This window comes from Halopseudomonas sp. (genome assembly GCF_047631575.1).
Lineage (GTDB): Bacteria > Pseudomonadota > Gammaproteobacteria > Pseudomonadales > Pseudomonadaceae > Halopseudomonas.
Genome location: NZ_JBLIAB010000001.1, coordinates 100,821 through 123,309, shown reverse-complemented (window position 1 = coordinate 123,309; position 22,489 = coordinate 100,821). Strand labels below are relative to the sequence as shown.

Below are 22,489 nucleotides of genomic sequence, written 5' to 3'. Positions count from 1 at the left end.
ATCTCCTGATTTCAATATTTTAGACAGTCATTGTCGTAAAAGGTCCGGCGCGATAGAGCATTTCGTCGTCATGCTTGCCATTGAAGTGTTCCGCGCTGGAAAAAAGAATATGCGTATCGTAATCGGCGCCAAGCTCGCGGAAAGCTTTTTTGAAAAGCGCTTCGGAGCCTTCGTTACCGGGGGAAATAGTGGTTTCGATGTGGGTAACGCCTTCAGTCGCGACGCGTTGGACTAACGTCATCAGCATTTTAAGTGCCAGGCCTTGTCCGCGCATCCGACTGTCTACCGCGACCTGCCACACAAATAAAGTGTTCGGTCGGGTCGGCGGGCGATAGCCCGAAATGAAGCCAACCAGGTCTTCGTCTGCGGTGAGTGCGGCAATGGCGGTATCACTAAAATCGCTGCACTGCAGTAGGTTGCAATAGACCGAATTGGTATCAAGTGGCTTGCAGCGTTCCACCAAAGCGTTCAAGGCGGAGCCATCAGTGGCTTCTGGTTTTCTGAGTGTCACAGGTGTCTGCGTCATGGGGTTCCAATATTTACGTGTAAATACTTTAACCATAATAAACATATATGAGAAATTATCTCAACCCACTGTTAAAGGCACGTACAGGGCAGATTGCTTGCTCATGAAATATTTATAGCTGTTAAATAGATTTATCTTATTGAGCCCGATCGCTGCTTCACTAAAGGGCTGTAGACGATTGATCGGATCGGTTTCAGTGACCTTATCGGTGACCCTTGCTGTCGTATTTGACACTGCAATATGGTTATAATTTTATTTTAATTTAGTCCTTAATCAGAAGATGCAGTGATGGGATTTGGTACCAGCCCGCGAACTCGCTTGGCCGCGCTGATTGTGTTGATAGCGGTCCTGCTCAGCTGGCTACTTGGCTCCTTTATCAATGCTGATTTATCAAGACGCCTGCGCGAGGAGTCGGGCCGCAGCCTGATTGAGTTGGCCTATCAGATGGGCGACCGTCTGGATTGAGAGATGGCCTCGCGCGCGGCCATACTCGATGCGATTAACGGCCTGTTTATCGGCGATGTACATGAAGCCGTGCTGTTGGAGAAGTTGCTCCCCAACCCGACCGGCGAAACCATGAAATTTGTTGATATCAGCTGGCACGACTCGTGATGCGGGCGGTCAGTTGGTGGGTGTGCTCGCCGCGGACGGTACCGTGCTCCTGGGTCCGGCCAGCCGGGCAGGGCGGTCGGCCAGCGATTTTTTGCCCCTGACCAAGCCGGATGAAGAGGGCTTCTGGCGTGTCATTGATTGGCCCTAGGAAGCAGAGCATCTGACTGGCGTGGCTTTTGCCGATGGCCATGATGATTACGAAGGTTTGGGATGGGTCGTTGTGGCGCATCAGCCGCTGGCGCTCACCGATCGCCTCACCGGGTTGGCTAATTGTGCGGCCTATGACTTTACTGTTTCTCGATCTAGACGGTTTTAAACAGGTCAATGATGAGCGGGGTCATGCCACTAGTGATGAGTTCGTCATTCTGCTGACACCTGCTTCGGGGGGCATCAAACTAATCGCCCGTCAGCTGGCCAAGCGCACGCTCAAGGCGGTAAGTCTGCCAGTGCGACTGGATGTGGGTCAGGCTCCGGTGCAATGCAGTATTGGCGGTGCTTTCTGGCCCAAGGATGGAAGAACGCCGGATGCAGTGCTCGAGCGCGCTGACAAGGCCCTGTATCGGGCCAAGGCAAAGGGCAAGAATGTGGCAGTGTTCAGTCCGGAGCTATGACCAGGGGCGGCGGCTAAGTTCAGAGGCCGCTCCCCAGGTTTATTCAGAGGGTGAATCCACCGTCGATCGGGATGATATTGCCGGTCATGTAGGCCCCGGCGGTGCTTGCCAGCATAATCGCCAGCGCTGCCATTTCATCTTCTCGGCCCCAGCGCTTCATCGGGATGTATTTGCAGTCTTCCGCCAGCGCCTCTGGGTCGCTCTGAATATGACTGGTCATCTTGCTGGGGAAGCGTCCTGGCGCGATCACGTTGACGTTGATGTGCTCGCCAACCAGCTCTTTGGCCAGCATGCGTGAAAGCTGGTGCACTGCGGCCTTGCTTGGTCCATAGGAATAGGCTTGTTCTCCGAAGGCGCTGATGCCGGCAACCGAACCGATATTGATCACCCGCGCTGGACTGGTTTCGGAGCCTGCCAGGCGCAGCAGGGGGAGCAGTTGCTGGATGCAGCTGAATACCGACGTTACGTTCAGTTGCATTACTTTTTCCCAGCCCTTGACCGGAAAGTCTTCTAGGGGCGCCCCCCAGCTTGTGCCAGCATTATTCACCAGAATGTCCAGTTTCTGGCAATGGGCTTGCAGGTCCTGATAGAGCTTTCGTGCACCTTCCTCGGAAGACAAATCGGCACTGAGTGCGAGGCATTCACCGTACTCGCTCAGTTCCTTTGCGGTCGCCTCACAATCGTCCAGCTTGCGGCTACAGATGATGACGCGGGCACCTGCGCGCAGAAAGCCTTTGGCAATCATCCGTCCGATCCCACGGCTACCGCCTGTCACCAGTGCCGTGCGTCCGGCAAGACTGAAATATTGCTGCATGTTAGTGCTCCCTATCCATGAATGATCTGATGGCTCGTTCAGCCGTTGTTGCTGATATGCACATTAACCATTGAGGCCGACTCAGGCCAGCGGGGGCGGGGCTTCATCCAGCCGGTAAATAGGTGGTTATGGGGCAGCCTAGACAGGCGTACTTCAGTATTTTGCTTTATCCTGTAGCCTGTTTTCGAGGTTTCAGGGTTTATAGCGGCCCTTTTCAGGAGGTTGAACAGATGGTGTCACAACGACGTTCGCGCAAGGAAGACGCAACAGATTGGACGGTTGCAGACAGCCGCAGCGTTTTCGGGATCCGTCATTGGGGTGCCGGCTATTTCAATATTAATGATCAAGGGCACGTTGAGGTCATGCCGCGCGGCAGCAATGGCGGTTCCATCGACCTGCATGAGCTGGTCGCGCAACTGCGTGAAAGCGGGCTGGATCTACCTCTTTTGGTACGTTTCCCGGATATTCTGCAGGACCGAGTGCGTCAACTTACGGGCGCGTTCGACCGCAGTATTGCCGAGCTTGATTACGCCAGTGGTTACACTGCGCTGTACCCGATCAAGGTCAATCAACAGGAGGCGGTGGTCGAGAACATTATTGCCACCGAGAACGTTTCGATTGGTCTGGAAGCGGGCTCTAAGCCGGAGCTGATGGCTGTGCTCGCACTGGCACCCAAGGGCGGCACCATTGTCTGCAATGGCTACAAAGATCGTGAGTTTATTAATCTGGCGCTTATCGGTCAGAAACTAGGCCACAACGTTTTTATCGTTATCGAAAAAGAATCTGAAGTCGGCCTAGTGATCGAGGAAGCCGCGAAGCTCGGCGTCACACCGCAGGTAGGCTTGCGCGTTCGGTTATCCTCGCTGGCGTCCAGCAAATGGGCCGATACCGGTGGCGAGAAGTCCAAGTTTGGACTGTCCGCCGCGCAGCTGTTGCGGGTGGTAGAGCAGTTTCGCGCTGCCGGTTTGCAGGACGGCGTGCGTCTGTTGCATTTTCACATGGGTTCGCAAATCGCCAACCTGGCTGATTATCAGCACGGCTTCCGTGAAGCCATTCGCTACTTTGGTGAGCTGCGCTCGCTCGGCTTGCCAGTGGACCACATTGATGTGGGTGGCGGTCTGGGCGTCGATTACGATGGCACGCATTCGCGTAATGCCAGCTCGATCAACTACGACGTGGGTGAGTATGCCCATACGATTGTCAGCATGCTCCGGGATTTTTGTGAGGAGCAGGATCTGCCCCACCCGCACATCTTTTCTGAAAGCGGCCGGGCGATGACAGCGCACCACGCGGTACTGGTGGTGCAGGTGACCGACGTCGAAAGGCATAACGACACCGTGCCACCCATTGACGACTTCGACAGTTTGCCGCAGGTGGTGCGCAATCTTGTCGGATTGCTGGATCACAACGACATCGAGATGGTCACCGAGACCTATTGGCGTGCTACGCACTACATGAGCGACGTTGCCGCCCAGTACGCTGAAGGCAAGCTCAATCTGTCGCAGAAAGCGCTGGCCGAACAATGTTATTTCGCACTCTGCTCACGTCTGCATGCGCTATTAAAGGCCCGGCAGCGCTCGCACCGGCAGGTGTTGGACGAGCTGAATGACAAAATGGCTGACAAGTATATCTGCAACTTCTCGGTATTCCAGAGCCTGCCCGATACCTGGGCTATCGATCAGGTGCTGCCGATCATACCGATCAACCGGTTGGGCGAAGAGCCCATGCGCCGGGCCGTTCTGCAGGATCTGACATGCGACTCCGACGGCAAGATCAGGCACTACGTTGACGAGCAGAGTATCGAGAACAGTCTGCCGGTGCACGAGTTGCGTGAGGGCGAAGATTATCTGTTGGGCATATTCATGGTGGGGGCCTATCAGGAGATCCTGGGTGACATGCACAACCTCTTTGGCGACACGGACTCGGTTAACGTCTATATGCGCAACGACGGTAAGGTCGTGCATGGCGGAATTGAGACGCACGACACTATCGAGGACATGCTGCGCTACGTCCACTTCGAGCCTGATGAGTTGGTTACCCGCTACCGCGACAAGGTTGCCGGTGCCCGTCTGACGCAAGCGGAGCGGGCGCGTTTTGTCGATGCGTTACGCCTGGGCCTAACTCGGTCATCCTACCTGACCGCCGAATAGGTGGTCATTTCGTGAGTGGCTTTCAGGCTGGCTGAGAGGTGTGGTTCAGCTACCAGCCGTGTGGCTACCGAGGCGAATCGTATCTTCTGCACTATGGTGTCCGAGGGAGCGGTTGCGGCCTTCACTTTTAGCTTGATGCAGGGCGTCCTCAGCCCTGCGTGTCATGCTCTCGAAGCTCTCCTGTGTGCTCAGGCAGGCGGAACCGATGCTGACACTGACGTGGTTGTCGACTAGAAGCGCTGAATCGCCTGTCTGCCTGCGCAGTTTTTCGGCTAGTTCCAGCGCCTGGTCGAGTCCGGTATGCGGCAGTAGTAGTAGAAAGGCCCCACCATTCCAGCGACAGACTACATCGGATTGACGTATCAGTGCTTGGGTCATCCGTGCCAGACCGTTCAGCACGGAATCGCCGACGGTGTCGCTGTAGTCTCGATTTATTTGGTTGAAATGGTCGATATCCATGCAGACAACACTCAGCGGATGGCCATAACGGCGGCAGCGTGCCATTTCGATCTTGGCAATCTCTGTTAGGCGTTGGCGAGATAACAGCCCGGTTAACTGATCGATTTGCATCGATTTGCGCAACTGAATCATGCTCATTTCAGCCGCAGAGTTGGCCTCGTCGCGCTCGTTTACCAACATTCGGGTGCGGTAAAAAAGCCCAGCGCAGCCTGCACAGGCCAGCATCAGGCAGACCAGCAACACCGGAGTCAATATCGGCGATAACAAAAGCCATTGCGCGTTCATAGGCAGCGGACTCATCGATTAGTGAGACAGTGCAGCATGCGTGGCCGTGATTCAGTACGTGTGTTTGGAGCAATTTAGGCCAGTCGCATGAAGTTGCTTACCTTGTAAACATGGCCAGTCGGAGGATATACGTCAAGGGGAGGCGATGGACTAGCCGACCGCCGGCGAACATTGCAGTAAATCAGTCCGCCCAGCCGCCGCATACGGGGAATACCTGCCCGACAAAACAGTTTGCCGCGTCACTGCACAGATACGCGGCGAACTGAGCATCCTCCTCAGCTGACACCAGGCGCCCCAGGGGTACTTCGCGTTTCAGGCGTTCCTGAAATGCAGGGTTGGCCTGTATGTCGGCAGAAAAGTAGGTCGGATTATCCACGAAGTTTTGCGCGATAGCGTTGACCTGGATGTTGTGCCTGGCGACTTCTACGCCTACGGCCCGCACATATGCCAGTTGTGCCCCGCGTGCCGCACTGTAACTGGAGGCGCGCTTCATGCCGCGTAGAGCGGAGGCACTGCCCATCAAGAGTATCTTGCCATGCTGGCGCTCGATCATCGCGGGGAGAATGGCACGAGTGAGCTGCTGTAATGGATCAACCATGCAAGTAAACATGCTGCGCCATTCTTCGTCACTGGCCTCGGTCGCGGCACTGGAGGGTGCAGGGAGTCCGAGGTTGGCTACTAGCACATCGATATGCCCGGAGCGGCTGACCAGCTCCTCAACGGCATCTCGAGAGTCAAGACTGCCCGTATCCGCTATTACCTGCGCGCCACAGCTGCTCAATGCCGCGTGCAATGCCGGGCCCATGAATGCGTCGGCCTGGGTCAGGAGAATACGCTTGCCACTCAGATCGCAGACATTCATTTGCTGTCACTCGAGTTGAATTCACGTGCCAGGAATTCCAGCAGCAGTGTATTGACGGATTCGGGTTTTTCGCACTGTATCCAATGGCCGCAATGGGCGACAACATGTTGCTCGACGCGCGGTACCACGCTGGGCATTTTTTTGATGGTGTAACTCTCAAGCTCGCCCACCGGATCTGCATCGCCAATGATAAACAAGGCGGGCTGATTGATATGCTGGCCGGCTAAAGGGGCAGTACGTTCCCAGTTGCGTTCGAAATTGCGGTACCAGTTGACCGGGCCATGGAAGCCGCTGCGCTCGAAGGTATCGACATATACCTGGAAGGCTTCGGCAGAGCACCACTGCGGTGGTACCCCGGGATCGCTCCGGTCATCCAGCCAACGTGCGTCGGCGGGCTTGTCCTGGACCAGCGTACTGCCACCATCGGTACCGGACATCCCGTGCATCATGATGCGCAGGGTGCGTGATACGTTCTCGGCCATTTCTGCTTCAGCCAGACCCGGTTTCTGAAAATACAGAATGTAGTGGAAACGATCCTGATACAACTCGCGCATAACCTCTATCGCCGGTCTCTTCGGGCGTCCCCCGAATGGCACCGACAGGGCGCAAACTACCTTGATCCGCTGGGGTTCAAGCAGCGCCAGATGCCAGGCCACTGGCGCGCCCCAGTCGTGTCCGATCATTGCGACCTGCTGGTGTCCCAGAGCATCCATGGCAGCCTGAATGTCGGCGCAAATCGTGATCAGATCGTAGGCGGCGGGGTCCTTGGGTGCGCTGCTGTATCCGTAGCCGCGCATCTCGGGAACGTGGACCCGATACCCGGCTGCTGCCAGTGCCCGTATCTGGTGTCGCCAGGAATGCCAGCATTCGGGGAATCCATGCAGCAGCCAGATCGGAAGTCCATCAGCAGGCCCTGCTGTATAGAGGCTCAGACGAATCCCATTAACGTCGAGCATCTGATGGTCGGGTTGAAACATGAAAGCTCCGGTGCGTGAAGGTCAGGGTGTTCACTATCGCAAACAACAGCCTGCCGCGCTCCTGCATTCATTACTCGAAGGATTCACCATGCGTGCAGCCAATGGCAGTCACGTTTGCATAAAGTCGGTGATATCAGAAAAAATCAGAACGGACCTATTGCAATAATCAGTGCGATGCTGCTGATGATCAAAGCCGTAATGCTGATACCCAGACTGATCCTGGCGGTACCATTGGCGTGCTTATCCTGAATATCGGGTAACGGTGCGGACGCTGCCAGTATAGTTCGTGCCGGTGCTGAGGCGCGTGCCTCAACGACGGGTATCGTTGGATCTGGGACACCCTGAAGCAATTGCATCATGCGCTCGACCAGGTGATGATCGAAGAGGTAGGGATCGAAGGTATCGAAACCATGTTCTTCCAGAAGCTTGAGCATGTGCTGGTCCACCGGAACGTATTTCATACACCAATCCGGGAAGGACAGGCGTTTGATTGGCTCGCTGGCAATGATTTTCAGATCTTTGTGCCGTGGATCCTTGAGCAAAGTCTTGTACAGCGCCTGAACTTTGGATGTTTCTCCTTCCAGACACTGGAAAAAACAACCGTCGCCGTAGTAAAGCATGCCGACCAGTCCATTGCGGCGATTGTTGGTGCGCGATGTCGACAGTATGCGCGCGACTGTCGGTTCTATTCCGTCATTAGCGCTGGAAATTGGAAAGGTAGCTCGGCTTATGTAGACAATACGGATCAAATCAGTCATTCAGGCATCCAGGAGCGCTATTCTATAATTAATGAAGGATAGGCTGTTAGCGTGTTGAAAAGGCAATAGTTATATTTCAAGAAACGTCCGCAGTAGCGATTCGTGTCTGGATACCAGTCAATACCTGCCAGGCTATGATCAGCTGTTGCGGGCTGCCAGATGAAATTGTCCGCCTTGTGCTTCCAGCGGCAGTAGCCGGCGCTGACACACTCGCAATTCTGCCAGCAGAGTGGGTACATCCGCACCTTCGAACACAGGACTGACGCCCTGTTCCAGATACTGCACGGTTGCTTCCAGGCTGGCCAGGCCAAGGGCAGCAGAATGCCAAGCTAGATCTTCAATCGCCAGCAGCATACCGGTTTCGGGATCAGCTTCTGTTTCGGCTGGCGTGTCTCGGGACAACAAGGTTGTCGCTTCATCCAGTTCCAGCAGGCTGATGTCGACAAATTCGCTGATGCGACTTACACCAAGACTGCGGCATAGTTCGTCCAGGGCAGGCAAGTGTTCGAGTATCTGGCAGAGGTTTTGTTGTGCCTGTTCAAACTGACGGCCCTGCAGGGTCGTCAGCTGCAGTCGGTTGGGCATGGAGTTTCCCGGATAAAGTGTCGAGCCATGTAGTTTACCGCAGCCCGTCGCTGCCATAAACCTCGGGCATTCGCCAACCGCCACCTAGGACGCGGAACAGGTCAACGCTGGCGAGCAGCCACACGGCGCGTTGCTGGGTCAGTGTATCCTGGCTCTGATATAAGGTGCGCTGGGTATCCAATAGTGATTGTAGGTCGCTCGAGCCCGTCCGATAGCGTATCTCGGCCAGATCGAAAGCCCGCCGGGCTTCGGTGGTAGCTAGCTCGAGAAACTGATAAGCCTGTCGTGCTCTTTTCACGGCGCCGAGCGCGGTATCGGTTTCGCCCAAGGCGGTTAGCAGGGTACGCCGGTAATCGACCAGCAAATCCTCCTGGCGGGCTTTTGATATCGCCACTTGGGCTCTGAGTGCACCGCCATTGAAGATCGATTGGGTCAGACCAGCGGCGATTGCCCAGCCCGTAACGGGATTGCTCAGCAGGGTAGCAAGCGCTGCGCTTTGTGCGCCGAACTGGCCGGTCAGGGTGACTGACGGAAAGAGTGCAGCGCGTGCCGCTGTAAGGTCAGCGTTGGCTGCGATGAGGCGCGCTTCGCTGGCCAGGATGTCCGGGCGACGATTGATGAGTTCGGCGGGTAAACCTGCGCCGACGAGCGGGATGGCAATGTCCGCAAGACGGCTAGCTTCGGGCAGCGGGGTATCGGGTGTCTGCCCAAGCAGCAGAGCCAGACTGTTACGTAGTTGTAGTCTCTGCTGTGCCAACCCCGGGAGTCTTGCGCGTAGCTGGGCAACCAGGGTGCGTTGCTGGCTGACAGCCAGGCTGTCGGCTGCGCCGAACCGGTAGCGCGTCTCAACCAACTGCAGCACCCGCTCGGCATTGGCCAAGCTGTTGCGCGCTAGATCAAGCCGTTGGGCGTTCTCCAGAATCTGTAGCCAGTTGCTGACGACGCTGGCCTGAATACTGATTGCCAGGGTTTGTGTGTCGAATTCGCTGGCTAGCAGACTGGCTCTGGCCGAGTTGGTTATCGCCTGATTGCGGCCCCAGAAATCCAGTTCGTAACGGGTGTTCAGTCTGGCGCTGTAGGCTGTGCTGTCTGTGTCTCCGTTGCGGTTGGTATCGGCGCTGGTACTCACCTGGGGTAGCAGCGAAGCGCGAGCCAGCCGAAGCTGGGCGTCGGCCTGGCGCAATCGACTGGCGGCACTGGCCAGGTCCAAATTGCCGGCTTCGGCTTGGGCCAGCAAATCCTCGAGTGACGGACTTTGGTACTGTTGCCACCAGTCTCGCGCTGGCCATTGTGCGTTTGCTGCCTGTGTACTCCAGTGGGCAGGGGGGACGATCGCACTGTCAGGTACCGGTGTGTTCAAGCTGCATGCGCTTAACAGCAGTGCAGGCAGCAGCAAGAGATAGTGTCTAGTCCGCACTGAGAGCCACCACAGGATCGAGATGAGCCGCTTTATGAGCGGGCATGTAACCGAAAATCAGGCCCGTGGCAAAGGCACAACCAAAAGCCAACAGGACCGGCCCGGTGGTGAACTGGATCGCTGTACCTAATGCCTGCAGGCCGGCAGCGAAGGCCAGACCAATACCCACGCCAAGTAGCCCACCGATCGCAGAAACGACCAGCGCCTCGACGATGAACTGCTGAAGGATGTGGCGAGTGCGCGCGCCGGTCGCGACCCGAATGCCGATCTCCCGGGTGCGCTCTGTGACATTGACCAGCATGATGTTCATCACGCCGATACCGCCCACCAGTAATGAAATAGCGGCGATTGAGCCGAGCAGCACAGTGAAGGTGTTCTGGGTGTCGGCGACGTCTTCGAGTAGGGACGCCATGTTACGGATCTGAAAATCTTCCACACCGCCGTGGGCCTGGAGCAATGTCTGCTGCACCGCATCCTGGGTGAGTTGGGACAGGGTAAGGTCGTCGATCATGATGGTGATTGAATTCAGGTGGCGCTGTCCGATCAGGCGCAGACTTCCGGTGTTGAGGGGTACAAAGACTACATCATCCTGATCGGTGCCCCAGGGCGTGGCACCCTTGGGCGCCATCAAGCCTATTACCTGAAAGGGCACATTGTTGATCAATACGTATTCGCCCAGCGGATCGACATCTGCGCCGAACAAGTTATCGGATACGGTAGTGCCCAGCACTGCCACGGCGGAGTAGCGCCGGTTGTCTTCGGCGTCGATAAATACACCGCGGGCCACTGGCCAGTCACGTGCCAGCGGTAGCTCAGGGCTGGTGGCCGTTACCTGCGTCTGGTAGTCGGTATTGCCGGCGCGCAACGTGGCTTGGCCGCTCATCTCTGGCACCGAGGCGATCACGTTGTCCAGCTGGCCTGCCAGTTCGGCGTCGAGGGGCATCAGGGTATTAGTTGAGCCATCCTGTGAGCGGCGCGTATTCGGTGCGCCCGGCCGAACCAGCAGCAGATGAGTGCCCAGCGAACTGATGCGCTCAATGACTTCCTGACGGGCGCCATTGCCAACTGCCAGCATCACCACGACCGAGGCCACGCCAATGACGATGCCGAGTAGGGTCAATACGGTACGAAAGACATTGGCCCGCAGTGCTCGCAGCGCCATACGTATGGCTTCCCCCGCATCCGCTAGGGACGCGGCAAGCGGATGGTCGGCGGCGAGCAGCGGGCGGGTTGCAGAGATTGCTGTAATAACGATGTCGTTGGATGTGGTGGTCGCCGCAGCGGTATCGCGGATGATCTGGCCATCGCGCATTTCGACCAGTCGCTGGGCATGGCTGGCGACTTCGGCATCGTGGGTAATGATAATGACCGTCTTGCCCTGCTGATGCAGTTGGGTGAGCAGCGCCAGGACATCCTTGCCGCTTTGGCTGTCCAGCGCACCCGTGGGTTCATCGGCAAGAATGATCTGGGCATCGTTCATCAACGCCCGGGCGATAGAGACGCGTTGTTGCTGGCCACCGGACAGTTGGCTGGGCTTGTTAAGCAGGCGATCACCCAGACCGAGTCCAGTCAGCAGCGATTCAGCCCGCTCGCGGCGCTCCAGGCGAGGTAGACCGGCATAAATGGCGGGTACTTCGACATTCTCGGTAGCGCTTGCCGAGGTGATCAGGTGATAGCTCTGGAAAATGAATCCGAATGTCTCCCGACGTAGTTGCGCCAGATCGTCACGTCCCAGGCTGGCGACGTCCTGACCCTTGAGCATATAGCGTCCGGTGGTGGGACGGTCGAGACATCCTAGCAGGTGCATCAGCGTCGACTTGCCCGAGCCGGATGCGCCCATGATGGCGACGAATTCACCTTGGTTGATCTGCAGGTCAAGGTCGTGCAGTACCGTGGTCGATAACTCGCCGTTACGGTAGGTTCTGCTGATATCCTGCAGATCGATGAGGGCTTGAGTCATGCTTACATGTACCGCCTGGATGAGCGGCTACTGCCGCCATCAGCGTTGTGGGGCAGGCCACCGGTGATGACCTGCTCGCCTTCTTCCAGACCCTCGAGTACTTCCGCAATAACGCGGTTTCGCATGCCGATGCGAATTGCTCGCTGCTCTACTTCGCCATTGGAATTGAGCACCTGGACTTGATTGGACGTCCCGGGCCGGGACATGTTTAGGGTTTCGCTGGTCTTGGCGCGCGCGGCTGAATTCTTCGGGTTGAGTGCGGCCACCGGAATGGTGAGTACATTTTCCGCGGCCTCGCGTACGAAGAATACCTGCGCGCTCATCTGTGGCAGTAGATCGCCGTCGCTGTTGCTGACATCGAAGAGTGCATTGAACAGGACAACGTTGTTGATCACTTCCGGGGTCGGGAGAATTTGCCGCAAGTTTCCTTCCCAACGTCGCTCAGGTCGGCCGAGTGTTGAGAAATAGGCAGGCATGCCAACCTCTAGTCTGCTGATATCAGCTTCCGATACCTGAGTACGAACGGTCATCGTCGAAAGATCAGCAATCTGCACCACGATCGGCGCGGTTTGATTGGCGTTGAGAGTCTGCCCCTGGTTGGCCAGTTGCTGGACAACGGTACCGGCCATGGGGGCGCTGATGCGAGTGTAATCCAGGTCTGCCTGATCGCCCCGCAGGGTTGATTCAGTCTGGCGTATCTGCGCCTTTACCGCAGCAATCTGGGCAACTGCTGAGCGCAGTGTGGCTTCAGCGCTTTCCACTGACTCCTGGCTGGTGGCGTCGAGCTTGATCAGGTTCTGTTGGCGCTCGGCCTGCAAGCGCGCCAGGGTGTGCTGAGCTTCACGGTCGGCGAGCTGTGCCTGCAGGTTGGCCAGCTGTGCAGTGCTGGCCTCAACCCGGGCCAGATACAATGTGGGATCTATCTCCGCCAGCAGCTGCCCTTCTTCGACCCGATCTCCCAGCTCCACGTGCAGACGCATTAACTGGCCGGATACCTGGGTGCCGACATCGACGTAATCCAATGGGCCCAGCGTTCCCAGTGCGGTAATACTGTCTTCAATATCGCCGCGTTCAGCCGGGGCTGTTACATAATCGGTTGCGCGGTTCTGCGGACTCAGCCAGAACAACCACACACATGCGCCGATGGTAATCAGTGCGGCGATCAATGCCAGAAGCACCGCGAAGGAAAAACGAATCTTGCCAGCCTGCATAAACCTTTCCTGCATCGAGTGTCTGTGGCCAGTCTACAGGCGGCTGCGTCAGGTCGGGCGGGAGAAAGGTAAAGACTCTGTAAAGAACGGTGTCAGTCGCCTGTCCTTGCCTCGCGTAGGTAGTCGGGTTGGTCGATGAACAGTCGATTACGGGCGCCTGTGTCCGTCACCTCGAGCAATCCCGCATTGAACTCATCCAGCAATCTCTGTGCTTGAGGATGCGACCGAGGCACGATCAGATGCAGAGTGACATCATCTACCGGCTCGGGCAGTTCACGGATATTACGCTGGATGAAGTGGGGCCCCTGTGCGGTCCAGGCAATCTCATCAGGGTTGCTGATAAGTACATCTGCGCGTCCCAGCTGAAGCATTGCGTAGCATTGATCCATGGTGCGCGGGCGCACAAAATTGAGTTCATCGCGGGCGCGGTGAATCCAGCCGCTGACTTCATACCCTGCGGGCAGGCAAAAGATTGCGCCTTTAAGCTCTTCTTGGGATCCGGACTGCCAAGGGCTGTCGTATTGGACATAGAGTCGGAGATTCAGTTGATACAAGGGATCGGAAAAAAGAAAATCTGATCTCCTTTTCTACAGCTCCTGCCTAGACGTCGCGTATGACTTAAACTGCTTTGCCAGTGACCGACGCGCGTTCCGATAACTCGATCCATATTCCATCAGGGTCGCGCACAAACGCAATACGGGCAGTGTCCCCAAGCGTAACTGGGGCACGGCCACTGGTAGCGCCAGCTTTTAGTGCGCTGGCGTAGGCCGCATCACAATCAAATACCTGAAGTGTCAGGTAGCGCAACCCCAAGGCAGCCAACGGCGCCTGATCCGGTGTGGCCTCGGGGGCGTCTTCAAGTAGTAACAAACCATGGCCGCAGGAGAGAACGCCAGGTGATACCAGGCTCATCCCGATGGCGGTCGTATAGAAGGCGCTGCTGATGGCACTGTTTCTTACGCGCAGCCGCAGGGCCAGTCCCTGGATGCCTTGATGCCCCGCGGGTACGCTCGTTACCCGCGTGCCGTCCGGATCCACTTTGGTGTTAGGGCTCGAGCAGCTTGTACTCGCGATGATCAGTTCGATGAGCGGGGCAGGCTCATGGTGCCGAGGCAGCGGATCGCGCGCATCATTGATCTTCAGCACGGCTCCACCCGCGGGATAGCGGTGCTGAAGCACACCACCACCGAGCTTCAGGGTATGGTCGAAAGTCAGTCCTAGCTGGTTGTAGAACGCGCGTATGGAATCAGCCTGATTGGTAAAGAGGCCGACATCAAAGAATTCCTTGGCAAATGACATGCTGGGCTGCTCCGTTGTAAAAGCTGACTTTAGCCCATGAGCCATGGAAAGTGACCTGCAATCATCGTCGGAATCCATAGGGATTGATGTGGTTGATTCGGTGCAGCCAGATTACTCCAGCCATCCTTCGTCACGATATTCGCTGCGCTCGGCCAGTCCTGTTTTAAGCCACTCGACCAACTGTCGCACTTTTGGCGAGAGATGCCGTTGCTGAGGATAAAGCCCCCACACCGCGGTATGCGGCGGTTGGTGCTGATGCAGTAAGGAGCGCAATGTGCCGCTGCGCAGGTGCTCACGAACGTAATAGTCGGGCAACTGGCACAGGCCAAAGCCGAGGAGAGCCGCATCCAGCACTGCTTTGCCGCTGTTACAGCGCCAGTTGCCCTGTACTCGCATTGTCATTTCCCGTCCCGATTGCAGAAAATTCCAGGTTTCGCTGCTGCCTACCAAGCAGTTGTGTCGCGACAGCTCGGATAGGCTGTGTGGCGCACCGTGCTGATCGAGATAGGCAGGAGCAGCGCAAAGGTACATGCGTCTGGGTGCTATTCGGGTGGCGACCATGCTGGAATCGGGTAATCGTCCCAGTCGTATGGCCAGATCATAGCTGCCGTGCAGCAGATCCAGCGTCTGATTGGTGAGCGTGGTTTGAATACGCAACTGCGGATAACGCTGCATGAAACGATTGACCAGTGGCATGATGAAGTCTTCGCCGTACGCCACGGCACAGGTCATGCGTAGCAAGCCTTTGGGCTCACCACCCATGTCACCGATCGCTTGCAACGCCTCCTCTCTGGCGTCCTGCAGGCGCTGGCAGTGCTGCAGGAAGGTCTGTCCGGCCTCGGTCAGGCTCACCCGGCGGGTACTGCGGTAGAACAGGCGCGTCTGCAGTCGGTCCTCTAGCCGCGCGATTTGCCGGCTGACATGGGACGAGGACAGGCCCAGTTGCTTTGCCGCACCACTGAAGTGACCCAGCTCGGCTACGCATACGAATTCATCCAGTCCGTCCCAGTCGCTCATATTGGCTCCGTTATTATCCCAGGTTGGCAATAATGTTTTGCTTTCGGGGTTATTATCCATGGATGGCGTTTCTACTACACTGTTTGCATCTTAATTATCCAATGGAGAGTGCCATGATCAAGTCACGAGCCGCCGTAGCCTTCGAAGCCGGCAAGCCCCTGGAAATTGTCGAAGTCGATGTAGCCCCGCCGCAAAAGGGCGAAGTGCTAGTGCGCATCGTCGCCAGCGGTGTCTGTCACACTGATGCCTTTACCCTGTCGGGCGAAGATCCGGAAGGTATCTTTCCAGCCATTCTCGGTCACGAGGGCGGTGGAATCGTCGAGGCGATAGGCGAGGGCGTCACGTCACTTGAAGTGGGCGACCATGTTATTCCGCTCTATACCGCCGAGTGCCGTGAGTGCAAATTTTGCAAATCGGGCAAGACCAATCTATGCCAGGCCGTCCGCGCCACCCAGGGCAAGGGTGTGATGCCGGATGGCACGACGCGTTTCTCCTACCAGGGCAAGCCGATTTACCACTACATGGGCTGTTCGACCTTTTCCGAATACACGGTATTGCCAGAAGTGTCCCTGGCGAAGATCCCCAAGGACGCGCCGCTGGAAAAGGTTTGCCTGCTGGGCTGTGGTGTGACGACTGGCATCGGTGCAGTGCTCAATACCGCCAAGGTGGAAGAGGGTGCGACCGTGGCTATCTTCGGTCTGGGTGGGATCGGTCTGGCGGCGATCATCGGCGCCACCATGGCAAAGGCCAGCCGCATTATCGTCATTGATATCAATCCGTCCAAGTTCGACATTGCCCGAGAGCTGGGCGCAACCGACTTTGTCAATCCGAAGGACCATGACAAGCCAATTCAGGAAGTAATTGTCGACATGACCGACGGTGGTGTGGACTATTCCTTTGAATGTGTGGGCAACGTGCAGTTGATGCGCGCGGCGCTGGAGTGTTGCCACAAGGGCTGGGGTGAGTCGACGATTATTGGTGTTGCCGGTGCGGGTATGGAAATCAGCACTCGGCCTTTCCAGTTAGTGACCGGGCGAGTCTGGCGCGGCAGTGCGTTTGGTGGTGTTAAAGGCAGAACCGAGTTGCCGGGTTATGTGGCCAAAGCGCAAAGTGGTGAGATTCCGCTGGATACCTTTATTACCCATACCATGGGTCTGGAAGATATCAACAAGGCATTCGATCTGATGCACGAGGGCAAGAGTATTCGTACGGTCATCCATTTCTGAACAGCCGATTGCACAGGAGTTACCCATGCACGAATCACTCGAGCTGGTATCAGCTAACAAGAGCTTTGGCGGTTGGCACAAGCGTTACCGCCACCGCTCCACTGCATTGTCCTGCGATATGGTATTTGCGGTCTATTTGCCGCCTCAGGCCGATCAGGGTCAGCCATTGCCTGTGGTTTACTGGCTCTCGGGGCTGACCTGCACGGACGAAAACTTTATGCAGAAAGCCGGCGCTCAGCGCATTGCCGCCGAGCTGGGTCTGGTCATTGTTGCGCCGGACACCAGCCCGCGGGGAGAAGGGGTGCCTGATGATCCCGATGGAGCCTACGATTTCGGATTGGGCGCAGGATTTTATCTGAACGCAACGGAGGAGCCCTGGGCGCGCCACTACCGCATGTTCGACTATGTAGTGGATGAGCTGCCCAAACTAATAGAGGCGCACTTTCCGGTGTCGGATCAACGCAGCGTTTTCGGTCATTCAATGGGTGGGCACGGTGCCCTGGTGTGTGCGCTGAAAAATCCCGGTCGTTATCAATCTGTTTCAGCGCTGGCGCCGATCACTAATCCCAGTCAGGTGCCCTGGGGGCAGAAGGCTCTTGGGCGTTATCTGGGCAAGGATCCCGTGCAATGGATGCAGTGGGATACCTGTGAACTGATTGCCGGTGCGGGTGAGCGTTTGCCGTTACTGGTAGATCAGGGGGAAGGGGACGAATTTATTGGCCAGTTGCGTCCCGACGCGCTGGAAGCGGCCGCTGCGGCTGCCGGGCACCCTCTGACTCTGCGCCGACAGCCAGGGTACGACCACAGTTACTACTTTATAGCGACATTCATCGAAGATCACTTGCGCCATCATGCCCGCGCACTAGGTCGCGCCTGAGCTTCAAGCTTTGCCCGCCACACTGTAAGATCTCTCCCTGGTAAATTGGGGGGAGGCAGACATGCGCATCGGACACGGTTATGACGTTCATCGTTTTGGCGAAGGCGATTCCATTATTCTGGGTGGAGTCAGTATTGCTCACCGGCAAGGTCTGATCGCGCACTCCGACGGCGATGTTTTGTTGCATGCGCTCACTGATGCCCTGCTCGGCGCAGCCGGATTGGGTGATATCGGTCAGCATTTTCCCGACACCGATGAGCGGTTTCGGGGTGCCGACAGCCGCGAGTTGTTGCGTCATGCTCTGATTCTGGTCCAGGGCAAGGGTTGGCGTGTCGGTAATATGGACGCGACTATTGTTGCCCAGGCACCCAAAATGGCTCCGTATATTCCGGCAATGGCGGAGATTATTGCCGGCGATCTGCAAGTCAAGCGTGATCAGGTCAATATCAAGGCGACGACGACCGAGATGCTCGGATTCGTCGGCCGTGAGGAAGGCATTGCGGTTCATGCGGTTGCCTTGTTGTTACCCTTGTGAGTGATGTTACGTTGCCTGCCGACTATGCTTTGCTAGGGCCATTGGCCTGGGGTGAGCCCTGCGGTCGAGCGGTACTGAAGGCTTCGCCGGAAGACTTCCGAGTAACCGAAGTGATGGATATCGAGCTGAGTGGAACAGGCGAGCACCTCTGGCTGCTGATCGAGAAGCGCAATCTGAATACAGAAGAAGTCGCCAGACAACTGGCACGGGTCGCTGGGCTCAAATTGCGCGATGTCAGCTATGCAGGTATGAAGGACCGGTTGGCGGTGACCAGCCAATGGTTCAGCTTGCAGTTGCCCGGGCGCGAGGATCCAGATTTTTTCGTATTGTGGAACGCTGATCTGCGGTGTCTTGCCAGTCGCAGGCACAGCCGCAAACTCCAGCGCGGAGCGCACAGTGCCAACCGATTTGTTATCAAGCTTAATCATTTGCAAGCGGATCGCCCAAAGTTGGAAGCACGGCTGCGGCAGATAGCTAGCCAGGGAGTGCCGAACTATTTTGGCCCCCAGCGTTTTGGTCGCGGTGGATCCAATCTTGTCGATGCGCGGAGTTGGGCGTCGCGGGGAGCTTTGCCTCCGGCGCGCGGTACCCGCTCGCGCTTGCTTTCGACCGCGCGCAGCCTGCTGTTCAATCGGGTTCTGGCGACCAGAGTGGCAGATTCCAACTGGAATCAGGTACTGCCGGGCGACTGCATGGCCTTTACCGGCAGTCGCAGCCAGTTTGCTGCCGAGCGGCTGGCAGTCAACGATCCACGCCTAGACGCAATGGACGTGCACCCTACCGGGCCTTTGTGGGGCCTGGGTGAACTCGCCGTGAATGGCGAGGTTGCTCACATGGAACAGGCAGTGATCGAGAGCGAACCAACGCTGGCTCTCTGGCTTGAAGGGGCGGGGCTGGAGCAGGCTCGGCGTATCTTGCGCCTCCCCATAGGGACGCTGGCGTGGCATTATCCGTCAGCGGATATTCTGGAAATTGAATTCACCTTGCCGACCGGTTGTTTTGCAACAGCGGTATTACGTGAGCTCGTCATCCTCGATGACGAGCCGGGCGGCGGACTGGAAAGCGAAATCTGATGCGTATATTGATTGCCAACGACGATGGCGTGCTGGCTCCGGGCGTGAAGGCCCTGCATGGCGCGCTTACTGATTACGCCGAATGCGTGGTCGTGGCTCCCCATGAAGATCGCAGTGGTGCGGGTAGCTCATTGACTCTGGATCGGCCGTTGCGGCCGTTCACCCTGGAAAACGGCTTTATCGGGCTTAATGGCACGCCTACTGATTGCGTCCACCTAGGAATCAATGCCTTGTACGAAAACGCTATCGATATGGTGGTGGCGGGTATCAATCACGGCGCCAACCTGGGCGACGACGTATTATATTCCGGTACCGTCGCTGCTGCTTTAGAAGGTCGTTTCTTGTCACGCACGGCGATGGCCTTTTCCCTGGTGGGTCGCCAAGGGGATAATATGGCGACTGCGGCGAGTATCGCCAGACGCATGGTCGAAACCCATGATCGGCTGGACTTGCCACCCAGAACCATCCTGAATATCAATATCCCCAATATGCCCCTGGACCAGATCAAGGGTATTCGCCTTACCCGGCTGGGCCATCGCTCGCGTGCGGCCAAGCCAGTCCGCTGGGTTGACCCGCGGGGCAAGGAGGGTTACTGGATTTCAGTAGCTGGCGACGCTGAAGACGGCGGAGAAGGAACGGATTTTCATGCGGTCATGCAAGGGTATGTATCGGTGACGCCGCTGCGCGTGGACAAGACTCACTTCGAGGTATTTGACCATCTTGGTCAATGGCTCCGGGGGTTGGATTGAATGGCAGTGCGCGAAGATCTGAACCGTCACGGCATCGGCATGACCTCACAGCGAACGCGAGAGCGTCTACTGGAGCGCCTTTTCGAGGAAGGCATTCGTAATCTGCATGTACTGGAAACAATGCGTCGAACGCCGCGACACCTCTTTGTTGATGAGGCGTTGTCGCACCGGGCCTATGAAGATACTGCCCTGCCCATTGGTCACAATCAGACCTTGTCACAGCCTTACATAGTGGCCCGGATGACCGAATTACTGCTCGGTGGCGGTCCATTGGACAAGGTGCTTGAGATTGGTACAGGCTCAGGCTATCAGACGGCAGTCTTGGCTCAGGTCGTAGAGCGGGTATTTACCGTTGAACGTATCTATCCACTGCAGGAGAGAGCCAAGGAAGCGCTCAAAGCAATTAATGTACGCAATGTGGTGTTTCGCCATTCAGACGGTAACTGGGGCTGGCCTCAGTATGGCCCCTACGATGCGATCCTGGTCACTGCAGCGCCAGCCGAGGTGCCAGTCGAGCTGCTCAATCAGTTGGCGGATGGCGGACGGATGGTGATACCGGTAGGACAGCATGAACAATATCTCACCCTGGTCATTCGTGAGGGGAGCAAGTTCATCCGTCAGCAGGTAGAACCGGTGAATTTTGTACCCTTATTGGCAGGAGCCATACGATCTTGAGTAAGCCGGACAGCGTCTCTTCCCTATGTATCCTATTTTGCAAAGGCTTGGCCATGGGCGCCGCTGATGTTGTGCCTGGGGTTTCCGGCGGCACTATCGCTTTTATCAGCGGGATCTATGATCGGCTGCTGGCAGCCATCTCGGCGTGCACGCCAAACAAGCTGGTCTGGTTATGTCAGGGTCGCTGGCGCGAGACCTGGACCTCAATTGATGGCACCTTTCTGCTGGTCCTGTTGTCAGGGATACTGACCAGTATCGCTAGTCTGGCGAGGCTGATCAGTTATCTGCTGGAGGCCAGGGCGGAAATGATCTGGTCCTTTTTCTTTGGCCTGATTGTCGTCTCCATTTGGCTGGTTGGCCAACAGATTGGACGATGGAACGCCAGTAGTATTGCGGCATTGATCGGCGGCGCTGTATTTGCCTATCTGATAACGGTCGCTGCACCTTTGCAATGGCCTGCCACGCCGATCATGGTGTTTCTGGCAGGCTCTATCGCGATATGCGCAATGATTCTGCCGGGCATCTCCGGCAGTTTCATTCTTTTGCTGCTTGGTTTGTACACCACCGTGCTTGGCGCTGTGAAAAACTTTGATGTGGCGTTGCTGGGCATTTTCGCGCTTGGCTGTATAGCGGGTCTTCTGAGCTTTTCAAGACTTCTCGGTTGGCTGCTGAGTCACGTACGACATATCACTCTGGCATTTTTGACGGGTTTGCTGATTGGGTCGCTGAATATGGTTTGGCCGTGGAAGCTTACTACTACCTGGAGAGAGAATAGTCACGGAGAGTCTGTGCCCCTCCAGCAAACAAACCTCTGGCCGAGCCAATACGAATCTATTGTTGGTACGCCGTCGTATTGGCAGGCCGGATTGGCATTGATGTTGTTCGCCGTGGTATTAGTATTGGCATTGGAGTGGTTGGGGCGCCGGTCAAATTGATGATAGGTCACGCACTACATCCGTTATTCAAACAGGCCAGGGGCCGTATGTGTCTGACGTGAGATCTGCTGTGCTCGGATTAAAACAACTGGGTTTGCTGCTGCTCGCGCTACTCCTGACCGCCTGTGCCGGACCAACGGGCGTGGTGCCCATCGACGACCGTGGTCGCGGCGGCAAACAGGTGCAATCGGTTACGTCGGGCATGCACCGCGTTCAGCGCGGCGAAACCTTGTATCAGATTGCTTTCCGTTACGGTTGGGACTGGAAAACACTAGCCCAGGCAAATAATCTCCGCGAACCCTATACCATTTACCCCGGCCAACAAATCAGTCTGCGACCGCGCGGTACTTTCCGAGCCAGCACGCCGCCTGCGGCTGCGTCCCGCCCTACAGTATCGAGTGCCCCTAGAACGACTGAGCCATCTATTTCCAGGCAGACTCCTTCGCCACCGCGAGCATCACCCGCGCCAATCGCGCCCCAGGTTAATTTGCCGGCCAGTGTGTCGGGCTGGAATTGGCCGGTACAAGGGCCATTGATTTCGCGCTTTCAGTCGAACGGCAGTTTGAATAAAGGGATTGATATTGCCGGGCAACAGGGGCAGCCTATTAAAGCGGCTGCCGAAGGAGCGGTAGTGTACGCAGGCCGTGGTCTGCTTGGTTATGGCGAAATGATAATCATCAAACACGATGAGACCTATCTCAGCGCCTATGCCCATAACAGCCGACTCTTGGTAAAAGAAGGTGAGCGGGTAAAGTTGGGGCAGAATATCGCTGAGATGGGCAGTACGGGCACGGACCGGGTCAAACTGCATTTTGAAATACGGCGTAAAGGGCAACCTGTTGATCCGCTGACCTATTTACCCAAATTGTGAATTGA

Annotated in this window: 26 protein-coding genes; 12 read left to right on the top strand and 14 right to left on the bottom strand. The window is 56.7% G+C overall.

Annotated features, from left to right (window positions below; translation table 11 throughout):
* Positions 1-19: 19 nt before the first annotated feature.
* Complete coding sequence (gene ectA / locus ACJAXR_RS00610) at positions 20-526, bottom strand: diaminobutyrate acetyltransferase (RefSeq protein WP_415056317.1); 507 nt, start codon at positions 524-526, stop codon at positions 20-22.
* A gap of 288 nt (positions 527-814) precedes the next feature.
* On the opposite strand from ectA, the gene ACJAXR_RS00605 reads away from it, so the two are divergent.
* Together ACJAXR_RS00605 and ACJAXR_RS00600 are read left to right on the top strand one after the other, a co-directional pair.
* Positions 815-991, top strand: a complete 177-nt coding sequence (locus tag ACJAXR_RS00605) for a hypothetical protein (protein ID WP_415056316.1) — start codon at positions 815-817, stop codon at positions 989-991.
* 3 nt (positions 992-994) lie between these two features.
* A complete protein-coding gene (locus ACJAXR_RS00600) occupies positions 995-1,138 on the top strand; it encodes a hypothetical protein (RefSeq protein WP_415056315.1) in 144 nt (47 codons plus the stop codon).
* Here ACJAXR_RS00600 and ACJAXR_RS00595 read toward each other — a convergent pair.
* The gene (locus tag ACJAXR_RS00595; protein WP_415056314.1) at positions 1,119-1,367 is read right to left on the bottom strand and encodes a hypothetical protein; all 249 of its coding nucleotides are present in this window, start codon (positions 1,365-1,367) and stop codon (positions 1,119-1,121) included. The two genes, ACJAXR_RS00600 and ACJAXR_RS00595, sit on opposite strands and share 20 nt — an antisense overlap.
* 52 nt (positions 1,368-1,419) lie before the next feature.
* Between ACJAXR_RS00595 and ACJAXR_RS00590 the strand changes: the two genes are divergently transcribed.
* On the top strand, positions 1,420-1,749 hold the full coding sequence (locus ACJAXR_RS00590; RefSeq protein WP_415056313.1) for a GGDEF domain-containing protein: 330 nt from the start codon (positions 1,420-1,422) through the stop codon (positions 1,747-1,749).
* Between the two features lie 43 nt (positions 1,750-1,792).
* On the opposite strand, the gene ACJAXR_RS00585 is transcribed toward ACJAXR_RS00590, so the two are convergent.
* Complete coding sequence (locus tag ACJAXR_RS00585) at positions 1,793-2,563, bottom strand: SDR family oxidoreductase (RefSeq protein WP_415056312.1); 771 nt, start codon at positions 2,561-2,563, stop codon at positions 1,793-1,795.
* Between the two features lie 233 nt (positions 2,564-2,796).
* Here ACJAXR_RS00585 and speA point away from each other — a divergent pair, with 233 nt between their 5' ends.
* Complete coding sequence (speA, locus tag ACJAXR_RS00580; protein ID WP_415056943.1) at positions 2,797-4,713, top strand: arginine decarboxylase; 1,917 nt, start codon at positions 2,797-2,799, stop codon at positions 4,711-4,713.
* Positions 4,714-4,758: 45 nt separating this feature from the next.
* Here speA and ACJAXR_RS00575 read toward each other — a convergent pair whose 3' ends face one another.
* The 11 genes from ACJAXR_RS00575 to ACJAXR_RS00525 all read right to left on the bottom strand — a co-directional run bounded on the left by ACJAXR_RS00575 (position 4,759) and on the right by ACJAXR_RS00525 (position 15,543).
* Entirely contained in the window at positions 4,759-5,457 is a 699-nt protein-coding gene (locus ACJAXR_RS00575) for a GGDEF domain-containing protein (RefSeq protein ID WP_415056311.1), read from the bottom strand.
* 181 nt (positions 5,458-5,638) lie between these two features.
* Entirely contained in the window at positions 5,639-6,319 is a 681-nt protein-coding gene (locus tag ACJAXR_RS00570; RefSeq protein WP_415056310.1) for an SDR family NAD(P)-dependent oxidoreductase, read from the bottom strand.
* The gene (locus tag ACJAXR_RS00565) at positions 6,316-7,296 is read right to left on the bottom strand and encodes an alpha/beta fold hydrolase (protein ID WP_415056309.1); all 981 of its coding nucleotides are present in this window, start codon (positions 7,294-7,296) and stop codon (positions 6,316-6,318) included. Before ACJAXR_RS00565 ends, ACJAXR_RS00570 begins: the two co-directional genes overlap by 4 nt.
* Positions 7,297-7,439: 143 nt before the next feature.
* Positions 7,440-8,054, bottom strand: coding sequence for a BLUF domain-containing protein (locus ACJAXR_RS00560; protein ID WP_415056308.1), 615 nt, complete (start codon positions 8,052-8,054; stop codon positions 7,440-7,442).
* A gap of 138 nt (positions 8,055-8,192) precedes the next feature.
* Positions 8,193-8,639: a hypothetical protein gene (locus ACJAXR_RS00555; RefSeq protein ID WP_415056307.1), complete on the bottom strand. Its 447-nt coding sequence runs from the start codon at positions 8,637-8,639 to the stop codon at positions 8,193-8,195.
* Between the two features lie 34 nt (positions 8,640-8,673).
* On the bottom strand, positions 8,674-10,056 hold the full coding sequence (locus ACJAXR_RS00550) for an efflux transporter outer membrane subunit (protein ID WP_415056306.1): 1,383 nt from the start codon (positions 10,054-10,056) through the stop codon (positions 8,674-8,676).
* Positions 10,046-12,016 carry a MacB family efflux pump subunit gene (locus ACJAXR_RS00545; RefSeq protein ID WP_415056305.1) on the bottom strand — a complete coding sequence of 657 codons (1,971 nt, stop codon included), beginning with the start codon at positions 12,014-12,016 and terminating at the stop codon, positions 10,046-10,048. Before ACJAXR_RS00545 ends, ACJAXR_RS00550 begins: the two co-directional genes overlap by 11 nt.
* A gap of 2 nt (positions 12,017-12,018) precedes the next feature.
* On the bottom strand, positions 12,019-13,227 hold the full coding sequence (locus ACJAXR_RS00540) for an efflux RND transporter periplasmic adaptor subunit (protein WP_415056304.1): 1,209 nt from the start codon (positions 13,225-13,227) through the stop codon (positions 12,019-12,021).
* A gap of 92 nt (positions 13,228-13,319) precedes the next feature.
* A complete protein-coding gene (locus tag ACJAXR_RS00535) occupies positions 13,320-13,598 on the bottom strand; it encodes a hypothetical protein (protein WP_415056303.1) in 279 nt (92 codons plus the stop codon).
* Positions 13,599-13,845: 247 nt separating this feature from the next.
* Complete coding sequence (locus tag ACJAXR_RS00530) at positions 13,846-14,526, bottom strand: VOC family protein (protein ID WP_415056302.1); 681 nt, start codon at positions 14,524-14,526, stop codon at positions 13,846-13,848.
* Positions 14,527-14,637: 111 nt separating this feature from the next.
* Complete coding sequence (locus ACJAXR_RS00525) at positions 14,638-15,543, bottom strand: LysR substrate-binding domain-containing protein (RefSeq protein WP_415056301.1); 906 nt, start codon at positions 15,541-15,543, stop codon at positions 14,638-14,640.
* Positions 15,544-15,656: 113 nt separating this feature from the next.
* Here ACJAXR_RS00525 and ACJAXR_RS00520 point away from each other — a divergent pair, with 113 nt between their 5' ends.
* The 8 genes from ACJAXR_RS00520 to ACJAXR_RS00485 all read left to right on the top strand — a co-directional run bounded on the left by ACJAXR_RS00520 (position 15,657) and on the right by ACJAXR_RS00485 (position 22,484).
* The gene (locus tag ACJAXR_RS00520; RefSeq protein WP_415056300.1) at positions 15,657-16,769 is read left to right on the top strand and encodes an S-(hydroxymethyl)glutathione dehydrogenase/class III alcohol dehydrogenase; all 1,113 of its coding nucleotides are present in this window, start codon (positions 15,657-15,659) and stop codon (positions 16,767-16,769) included.
* A gap of 25 nt (positions 16,770-16,794) precedes the next feature.
* The gene (gene fghA / locus ACJAXR_RS00515) at positions 16,795-17,646 is read left to right on the top strand and encodes an S-formylglutathione hydrolase (RefSeq protein WP_415056299.1); all 852 of its coding nucleotides are present in this window, start codon (positions 16,795-16,797) and stop codon (positions 17,644-17,646) included.
* 61 nt (positions 17,647-17,707) lie between these two features.
* The gene (gene ispF, locus ACJAXR_RS00510; protein WP_415056298.1) at positions 17,708-18,181 is read left to right on the top strand and encodes a 2-C-methyl-D-erythritol 2,4-cyclodiphosphate synthase; all 474 of its coding nucleotides are present in this window, start codon (positions 17,708-17,710) and stop codon (positions 18,179-18,181) included.
* A complete protein-coding gene (gene truD, locus ACJAXR_RS00505) occupies positions 18,178-19,254 on the top strand; it encodes a tRNA pseudouridine(13) synthase TruD (protein WP_415056297.1) in 1,077 nt (358 codons plus the stop codon). Before ispF ends, truD begins: the two co-directional genes overlap by 4 nt.
* On the top strand, positions 19,254-20,003 hold the full coding sequence (gene surE / locus ACJAXR_RS00500; protein WP_415056296.1) for a 5'/3'-nucleotidase SurE: 750 nt from the start codon (positions 19,254-19,256) through the stop codon (positions 20,001-20,003). Before truD ends, surE begins: the two co-directional genes overlap by 1 nt.
* Positions 20,004-20,678: a protein-L-isoaspartate(D-aspartate) O-methyltransferase gene (locus ACJAXR_RS00495; protein WP_415056295.1), complete on the top strand. Its 675-nt coding sequence runs from the start codon at positions 20,004-20,006 to the stop codon at positions 20,676-20,678.
* A 53-nt stretch (positions 20,679-20,731) separates the two neighbouring features.
* Positions 20,732-21,613: a DUF368 domain-containing protein gene (locus tag ACJAXR_RS00490; protein ID WP_415056294.1), complete on the top strand. Its 882-nt coding sequence runs from the start codon at positions 20,732-20,734 to the stop codon at positions 21,611-21,613.
* A gap of 49 nt (positions 21,614-21,662) precedes the next feature.
* Positions 21,663-22,484 carry a peptidoglycan DD-metalloendopeptidase family protein gene (locus tag ACJAXR_RS00485; protein WP_415056293.1) on the top strand — a complete coding sequence of 274 codons (822 nt, stop codon included), beginning with the start codon at positions 21,663-21,665 and terminating at the stop codon, positions 22,482-22,484.
* Positions 22,485-22,489: the final 5 nt, after the last annotated feature.

Bases quoted from the DNA above. Each gene is read 5' to 3' on its own strand.
- ectA (WP_415056317.1), bottom strand. From the start codon at position 526: ATGACGCAGACACCTGTGACACTCAGAAAACCAGAAGCCACTGATGGC.
- ACJAXR_RS00605 (WP_415056316.1), top strand. From the start codon at position 815: ATGGGATTTGGTACCAGCCCGCGAACTCGCTTGGCCGCGCTGATTGTG.
- ACJAXR_RS00600 (WP_415056315.1), top strand. From the start codon at position 995: ATGGCCTCGCGCGCGGCCATACTCGATGCGATTAACGGCCTGTTTATC.
- ACJAXR_RS00595 (WP_415056314.1), bottom strand. From the start codon at position 1,367: ATGCGCCACAACGACCCATCCCAAACCTTCGTAATCATCATGGCCATC.
- ACJAXR_RS00590 (WP_415056313.1), top strand. From the start codon at position 1,420: ATGACTTTACTGTTTCTCGATCTAGACGGTTTTAAACAGGTCAATGAT.
- ACJAXR_RS00585 (WP_415056312.1), bottom strand. From the start codon at position 2,563: ATGCAGCAATATTTCAGTCTTGCCGGACGCACGGCACTGGTGACAGGC.
- ACJAXR_RS00575 (WP_415056311.1), bottom strand. From the start codon at position 5,457: ATGAACGCGCAATGGCTTTTGTTATCGCCGATATTGACTCCGGTGTTG.
- ACJAXR_RS00570 (WP_415056310.1), bottom strand. From the start codon at position 6,319: ATGAATGTCTGCGATCTGAGTGGCAAGCGTATTCTCCTGACCCAGGCC.
- ACJAXR_RS00565 (WP_415056309.1), bottom strand. From the start codon at position 7,296: ATGTTTCAACCCGACCATCAGATGCTCGACGTTAATGGGATTCGTCTG.
- ACJAXR_RS00560 (WP_415056308.1), bottom strand. From the start codon at position 8,054: ATGACTGATTTGATCCGTATTGTCTACATAAGCCGAGCTACCTTTCCA.
- ACJAXR_RS00555 (WP_415056307.1), bottom strand. From the start codon at position 8,639: ATGCCCAACCGACTGCAGCTGACGACCCTGCAGGGCCGTCAGTTTGAA.
- ACJAXR_RS00545 (WP_415056305.1), bottom strand. From the start codon at position 12,016: ATGACTCAAGCCCTCATCGATCTGCAGGATATCAGCAGAACCTACCGT.
- ACJAXR_RS00540 (WP_415056304.1), bottom strand. From the start codon at position 13,227: ATGCAGGCTGGCAAGATTCGTTTTTCCTTCGCGGTGCTTCTGGCATTG.
- ACJAXR_RS00535 (WP_415056303.1), bottom strand. From the start codon at position 13,598: ATGCTTCAGCTGGGACGCGCAGATGTACTTATCAGCAACCCTGATGAG.
- ACJAXR_RS00530 (WP_415056302.1), bottom strand. From the start codon at position 14,526: ATGTCATTTGCCAAGGAATTCTTTGATGTCGGCCTCTTTACCAATCAG.
- ACJAXR_RS00525 (WP_415056301.1), bottom strand. From the start codon at position 15,543: ATGAGCGACTGGGACGGACTGGATGAATTCGTATGCGTAGCCGAGCTG.
- ACJAXR_RS00520 (WP_415056300.1), top strand. From the start codon at position 15,657: ATGATCAAGTCACGAGCCGCCGTAGCCTTCGAAGCCGGCAAGCCCCTG.
- fghA (WP_415056299.1), top strand. From the start codon at position 16,795: ATGCACGAATCACTCGAGCTGGTATCAGCTAACAAGAGCTTTGGCGGT.
- ispF (WP_415056298.1), top strand. From the start codon at position 17,708: ATGCGCATCGGACACGGTTATGACGTTCATCGTTTTGGCGAAGGCGAT.
- surE (WP_415056296.1), top strand. From the start codon at position 19,254: ATGCGTATATTGATTGCCAACGACGATGGCGTGCTGGCTCCGGGCGTG.
- ACJAXR_RS00495 (WP_415056295.1), top strand. From the start codon at position 20,004: ATGGCAGTGCGCGAAGATCTGAACCGTCACGGCATCGGCATGACCTCA.
- ACJAXR_RS00490 (WP_415056294.1), top strand. From the start codon at position 20,732: ATGGGCGCCGCTGATGTTGTGCCTGGGGTTTCCGGCGGCACTATCGCT.